We start from the raw sequence: 2,492 nt of genomic DNA, 5'->3' as shown, positions 1-2,492 counted from the left end.
CGAGCGCGGCATCCGCACCTTCGAGAAGGCCACGCGCAACACCTGCGACATCTCGGCGGTGCCGGTGATCAAGTCGCTCAGCCACCTGCCGGTGATCGTCGACCCGAGCCACGCCGCCGGCGTGCGGGCCTACGTGCCGGCGCTGGCGCGCGCGGCCCTGGCGGCCGGCGCCGACGGGATCATGGTGGAGGTCCACCCCGATCCCGACCGCGCGCTCTCGGACGGGGACCAGAGCCTGACGCCGGAGGGATTCCAGGAGCTGATGACGGGGCTGCGGCCGCTGGCCGAGGCGGTGGGGCGTACCCTGGACGCGGGCTGAGTCCCGCCGGTCTGCCGCTCTGAACGGTTGCCCGCCGGATCCCCGGGCGCTACCCTGTGGCACGGCGCCGCCCGACGGCGCCAAGGGGAAACGAAGGATTCGGGAGCCACGACCGAACCGGGAGTCGAGATGCGACGAGGCGACTGGCACTTCCGCGCCTTCACCGACGGCACCTTCCGCCTCGACGGGGGCGCCATGTTCGGCGTCGTGCCGCGCACCATGTGGTCGCGCCACCACGAGCCCGACGACAAGAACCGCATCCGCATGACCGTGCGCTGCCTGCTCGCCGAGTGCGGCGACCGCCGCGTGCTGGTGGACACGGGGCTAGGCGACCGCTGGGAGCAGAAGCACAAGGACATCTACGTCATCGAGCGCAGCGCCGGCCACCTGGTGGGCCAGCTCGCCGCCGCGGGCGTCTCGGCCGACGCGATCACCGACGTGGTGCTGACCCACCTGCACTTCGACCACACCGGCGGCACGGTGCGGCAGGGGCGCGACGGCCTGGAGCCGATGTTCCCGTCGGCGCGCCACTGGGTGCAGGAGAAGCAGTGGCGCTGGGCGCACCAGCCGACCGAGCGCGACCGCGCCAGCTTCCGCCCCGACGACTTCGAGCCGGTCCGGCAGGCCGGCCTGCTCGAACTCGTCGACGGGGCCCGCGAGATCCTGCCGGGCGTGCGCGTGCTGCCCGTCCACGGGCACACCCCGGGGCAGCAGATGGTGGAGTTCCGCACCGGGGACGCCGTGGTCGTCTTCTGCGGCGACCTGGTGCCGCTGGCCAGCCAGGTGCGCGTGCCCTGGATCATGGGCTACGACCTCAACCCGCTGCTGACCCTCGAGGAGAAGAAGTCCTACCTGAGCCGCGCCGCCGAGGAGGGCCACGTGCTGGTCTTCGAGCACGACGCCGACGTCGAGTGCGCGCAGGTGGCCTTCCGCGACGGGAACTTCGAGACCGTCGGCCCCTTCACCCTGGCCGAACGCTAGGAGCCGCGTGGGCACCGTCAAGAGCGTGCGACGCCACCATCTCGAGAAGCCGGCGTGGGTCAAGGCGCCGCGCAAGGGCGGCGACGCCTACAACGAGGTGAAGCAGCTGTTGCGCACCGCCCAGCTGAACACCATCTGCGAGAGCGGCAACTGCCCCAACCGCGGCGAGTGCTTCAGCAACAAGACCGCGACGTTCATGATCATGGGGCACGTCTGCTCCCGCAAATGCACCTTCTGCAACGTGCTGACCGGCCCGGGCGACCCCCTGGACCGCGACGAGCCGCGCCGCGTGGCCGAGACGGTCCGCCACCTCGGGCTGAAGTTCGCGGTCGTCACCTCCGTCAACCGCGACGAGCACCCCGACGGCGGCTCGGCCCAGTTCGCCGCCACGATCCGCTGGATCCGCCGGCTGAACCCCGGCTGCGGCGTCGAGGTGCTGGTGCCCGACTTCCTCGGCGATCCGCGACAAATAGGGAAGGTGCTCGACGCGCGCCCCGAGGTCCTGGCCCACAACCTCGAGACGGTGCCGCGGCTCTACGCCGAGGTGCGGCCCCAGGCCGTCTACCAGCGCTCGCTGACCCTGCTGAAGCTCGCCAAGCAGCGGGCCGCGGCCGAGGGCGTGCCGCTGCGGGTCAAGACGGGGATCATGCTGGGGCTCGGCGAGGAGCGCGACGAGGTCCTGGCGCTGATGCGCGACTGCGTGGACCACGGCGTGGACATCCTGACCATCGGCCAGTACCTGCAGCCGACGCCGCGCCACCACCCCGTGCTGCGCTTCTACGCTCCCGAGGAGTTCGCCGAACTCGCCCACGCGGGCCGCGACCTCGGCCTGGGCTGGGTGGAGGCGGGGCCGCTGGTGCGCTCCAGCTACCACGCGCGCGAGCAGGCCGAAGGGCACGAACAGCACCATGGCGCCTGACCACCCGGAACACGTCATGACGACGTCACCCCGGCCCGCCGGAGCGAAGCGTCGGTTCTTGGCCGGCGCCGCCGTCTACCTGGCGGTGCTGGCGGCCGTCGGCTTGGCGTTGCTGCGGTTGCACGCCTCGGCGGCGGCGAGCCTGGAGCGTGCGCTGGGCGAGCGGCTGCTGGGCGTGGCGACGACGGCGGCCCACCTCGTCGACGGCGACTCGCTGCAGGTCTGGGCCCTGGACCCGCAGGAGACGCTCGACTTCGTCTGGATGCGCTCGCG

Annotated in this window: 4 protein-coding genes; all 4 read left to right on the top strand. The window is 72.3% G+C overall.

The annotated features are described in order from the left end of the window. Positions 1-319: 3-deoxy-7-phosphoheptulonate synthase (locus Q7W29_08225; protein ID MDO9171803.1), on the top strand; the 319-nt coding region annotated here is incomplete at its 5' end. 129 nt (positions 320-448) lie between these two features. Beyond that, entirely contained in the window at positions 449-1,300 is an 852-nt protein-coding gene (locus Q7W29_08220; GenBank protein ID MDO9171802.1) for an MBL fold metallo-hydrolase, read from the top strand. A 7-nt stretch (positions 1,301-1,307) separates the two neighbouring features. Then, positions 1,308-2,219 carry a lipoyl synthase gene (gene lipA / locus Q7W29_08215; GenBank protein ID MDO9171801.1) on the top strand — a complete coding sequence of 304 codons (912 nt, stop codon included), beginning with the start codon at positions 1,308-1,310 and terminating at the stop codon, positions 2,217-2,219. A gap of 16 nt (positions 2,220-2,235) precedes the next feature. Continuing rightward, a partial coding sequence (locus tag Q7W29_08210; GenBank protein MDO9171800.1) for a hypothetical protein occupies positions 2,236-2,492 on the top strand: 257 nt, incomplete at its 3' end.

It is taken from the genome of bacterium, from assembly GCA_030654305.1.
Taxonomy (GTDB): domain Bacteria; phylum Krumholzibacteriota; class Krumholzibacteriia; order LZORAL124-64-63; family LZORAL124-64-63; genus PNOJ01.
The sequence above is the reverse complement of the archived record's forward strand: the minus strand, read 5'-3'. Positions and strand labels throughout refer to the sequence as shown.

Bases quoted from the DNA above. Each gene is read 5' to 3' on its own strand.
- Q7W29_08220 (MDO9171802.1), top strand. From the start codon at position 449: ATGCGACGAGGCGACTGGCACTTCCGCGCCTTCACCGACGGCACCTTC.